The organism is uncultured Roseovarius sp., assembly GCF_947259555.1.
In the GTDB taxonomy this organism is placed as follows: Bacteria; Pseudomonadota; Alphaproteobacteria; order Rhodobacterales; family Rhodobacteraceae; genus Roseovarius.
This window is the reverse complement of the sequence record NZ_CAMYMD010000070.1, coordinates 1-2,973: the sequence shown is the minus strand read 5'-3', so window position 1 is coordinate 2,973 and position 2,973 is coordinate 1. Positions and strand designations below refer to the sequence as shown.

Here is a 2,973-nt window from a genome sequence, read left to right as displayed (position 1 = left end):
CTCTGCAGGCTGCACCGTCACATCCTCGACATTGCCGGAGTCGCCATAGCCTTCGTATTCGGCAGTGACCTCGCTGATGCCAAGCGCACGTAGTTGCGCGAGCAGCTCCGTTCGGGATGCCTTCAAGGTGGTTTCACGCTCCGCGCGCCACTGAGCCGCAAGCGCGGCATAGTCGATCTGGGGATTGGTCATGGGTCCGTCCTCTTGTCTGAAATTGGGGGGCCGGGCTTGGCATTGGTCAGCGCGCGCCCGGTAAGCGCAGACCGGGCAAACCCCGATCCGCGACGCCCGACCGGAAGCCCGCTTTTACTTTTCAGGCGGCTTGTTCTGACGTCATGGCAGCTTCCTGCCCCACGATCCGGGCCAGAATGCTCCCCGCGTCGATCCCGTCCCCATGCGGCAGGAACACCCGCAACTGGAAGGCAATGATCTCGGTGAAGCAGCCGAGGGCCTTGAGACCTTCAATCATTCCCCGATCCGCGCCGCCCAGCTCGAGGCGCAACTCGCCTGCGACGCGGCGACGGGTCAGGGTCAGTCCCTGGCCCAGATCGACAGGTGCGGTGGTGCCGAGGGCGGCGGTCAGCATCTCCTGCGGTGTTTGTGGGTTGGAGACGAGGAAGCGGGCGCGCAGCGCGGCCGCCCCTTCCTCGCTCAGCGTCCGCCCGATCATCGCGGTCGCCCCGTCCGGAGTGACCCTGTAGATCCGCTCATTGGTGGTCGGAATGTCCTTCCAGATCGGCAGCAAGAGGCCGGTCAGCAGGTAGAGCCTGGTCGTGGTGGTTTTCGGCAGGGACGCAGCCTCGGCATCCCAAAGGCGGGTGAACCCAGGCTTGCCAATCTCTTCCCAGGCCGAGGACTCGAACCGAGCCTCCTCGATATAGCTGGACCCGTTTGGCCGCACGGCCTTGCGCATCAGTGTGACGATATCCTCGTCATACATCTGCATGGGCCGTGCCGAGATGAGCGCCGCGCGACCGGAGGCGCGATTGACCATCGGTAGCTTGTCGGGATTGCGCGACATGGCCTCTTCGGCGCCCAGCACATACACCGGGTCGGTCACCTCGAGCCCGATGATCCGCGTCACGGCGCCGGATTTCGGGCAGGTCCAGAGATCCTCTGTGGAGACCTGCTCGATCTTTTCTCCGCGCAGGGTTTCGACGCCGAGATCGAGCGTGCCCGCCGCGCGCGCCCGCTCAGACTGATCGACGATCCGGCGCATGAACTCGGCAAAGAGTGCGTTCTGCATGTGGATGGGAAGGGCCAGAACTCGGTTGAGAAACCGCTGGATCGGCGGCAGCTCCTCAAGGAGCACCCCGTCCTTGTCGATCAGCCGCAGGGCTGTCCAGTCGGTGAAGCTCTCGTAGCTCATCGCCTCGGCACGACCGGCGGCAAGATCGGCGAAATACCCACGCAGTGCCGCCCGCGCGATCGGGCTTTCGAGATTGTCCTCCTCGCGGAACATGCCCTGCGAGCCGGTCTCGCGCTGACCTTTGGTCAGGGCCCCCAGCTGGTCGAGGCGTTTGGCTATAGTCGAGGTGAAGCGCTTCTCACCATGCACATCGGAGGTGCAGACCCGGAAGAAGGGCGCGCTGACCTGGGCAGAGCGATGCGTGCGGCCCAACCCCTGGATGGCCGCATCGGCGCGCCAGCCGGGCTCCAGCAGGTAGTGCCGCCGCCGTTTCTGGTTCTTCGCCGTTTGCGCCGCGTGATAGGACCGGCCCGTGCCGCCCGCATCGGAGAAGATCAGGATATCCTTCTCGCCGTCCATGAAGGCTTGGGTCTCGGACGAATTGCTGCTGGGGCTGCGCTTTTCGATGAAGAGATGACCATCCTCGGCCTTGAGGGGCCGGATGGACCGCCCCGTGACTTCTGCCACGGCCTCGTCGCCAAAGGCCCAGAGGATCTGATCGAGCGCCGAGGGGATCGGGGCGAGCGTCATCAACTCCATCATGGCCGCGTCACGCAAAGCGAGCGCCTCGCGGGAGACGACCAGCGCCCCGGTCTCATCCCGCAACGGTTCTGCCACCATATTGCCGTCGATCTCGACCAGCTTTTGCGCATGGATCGGGAAAGCCTGTTCGAGGTAGCCCAGAACGTAATCGCGCGGCGTCAAGGCACCCTCGACGAGTTCATCCTCCGGGTCCATCGTCTCAAGTCGGCGTTTCAGCAGGCTCTCACCCGTCGAGACCACTTGAATGACGCAAGCCTTGCCCGCCGCCAGATCGTCCTTGATTGCGCGGATGATGGTCGGGGCTTTCATGCCCATCAGGAGATGGTTGAAGAAGCGCTGTTTCGTGCTCTCGAAGCGGGACTTGGCCGAGGCGCGTGCGGCCGAGGCATTGGTCTCGCCCGAGGCATTGTTGACACCGGTCGCCGTCAGCGCCGCCTCGAGATTATGGTGGATGGTGCGAAACGCACCCGCGTATGCATCGTAGATCTCGATCTGGGCCGGGGTGAGCGCGTGTTCGAGTACGTCATATTCCACGCCATCAAAGCTGAGGGCACGGGCCGTGTAGAGGCCGAGCGTCTTGAGATCACGCGCGACCACCTCCATGGCAGCCACGCCGCCGGCTTCCATCGCTGAAACGAAACCCTCGCGGCTCGGGAAGGGGTATTCCGGCCCCTGCCCCCAGAGACCGAGACGCGCGGCATAGGCCAGGTTGTGCACGCTCGTGGCGCCCGTGGCCGAGATATAGAAGACGCGAGCGCGGGGTGCTGCCAGTTGCAGCCGCAGGCCCGCAAGGCCCTGCTGCGAGGGTTTGACCCCCCTGCCCTCTGCCGATCCGGCGGCGTTCTGCATGGCATGGGCCTCATCAAAAGCGAGGACGCCTTCAAAGTCTTCGCCCATCCAGTCGAGGATCTGGCTCAGCCGCGTGGTGCCGCATTTGCCCGCGGACCGCAGCGTGGCGTAGGTGACAAAAAGGATCCCGTCGCCCATCGGGATGGGCTGGTCGGGTTTCCATTTGGAAAGCG

2 protein-coding genes are annotated in these 2,973 nt (G+C 64.5%); both read right to left on the bottom strand.

All coding sequences use genetic code 11. The features are described from left to right. Positions 1 to 192 (bottom strand): DUF6878 family protein (locus tag Q0X85_RS12085; RefSeq protein WP_366129907.1); only part of this gene is annotated, 192 nt, incomplete at its 3' end. A gap of 121 nt (positions 193 to 313) precedes the next feature. Beyond that, the coding region (locus Q0X85_RS12080) for a strawberry notch family protein (RefSeq protein WP_297772250.1) at positions 314 to 2,973 on the bottom strand (2,660 nt) is incomplete at its 5' end.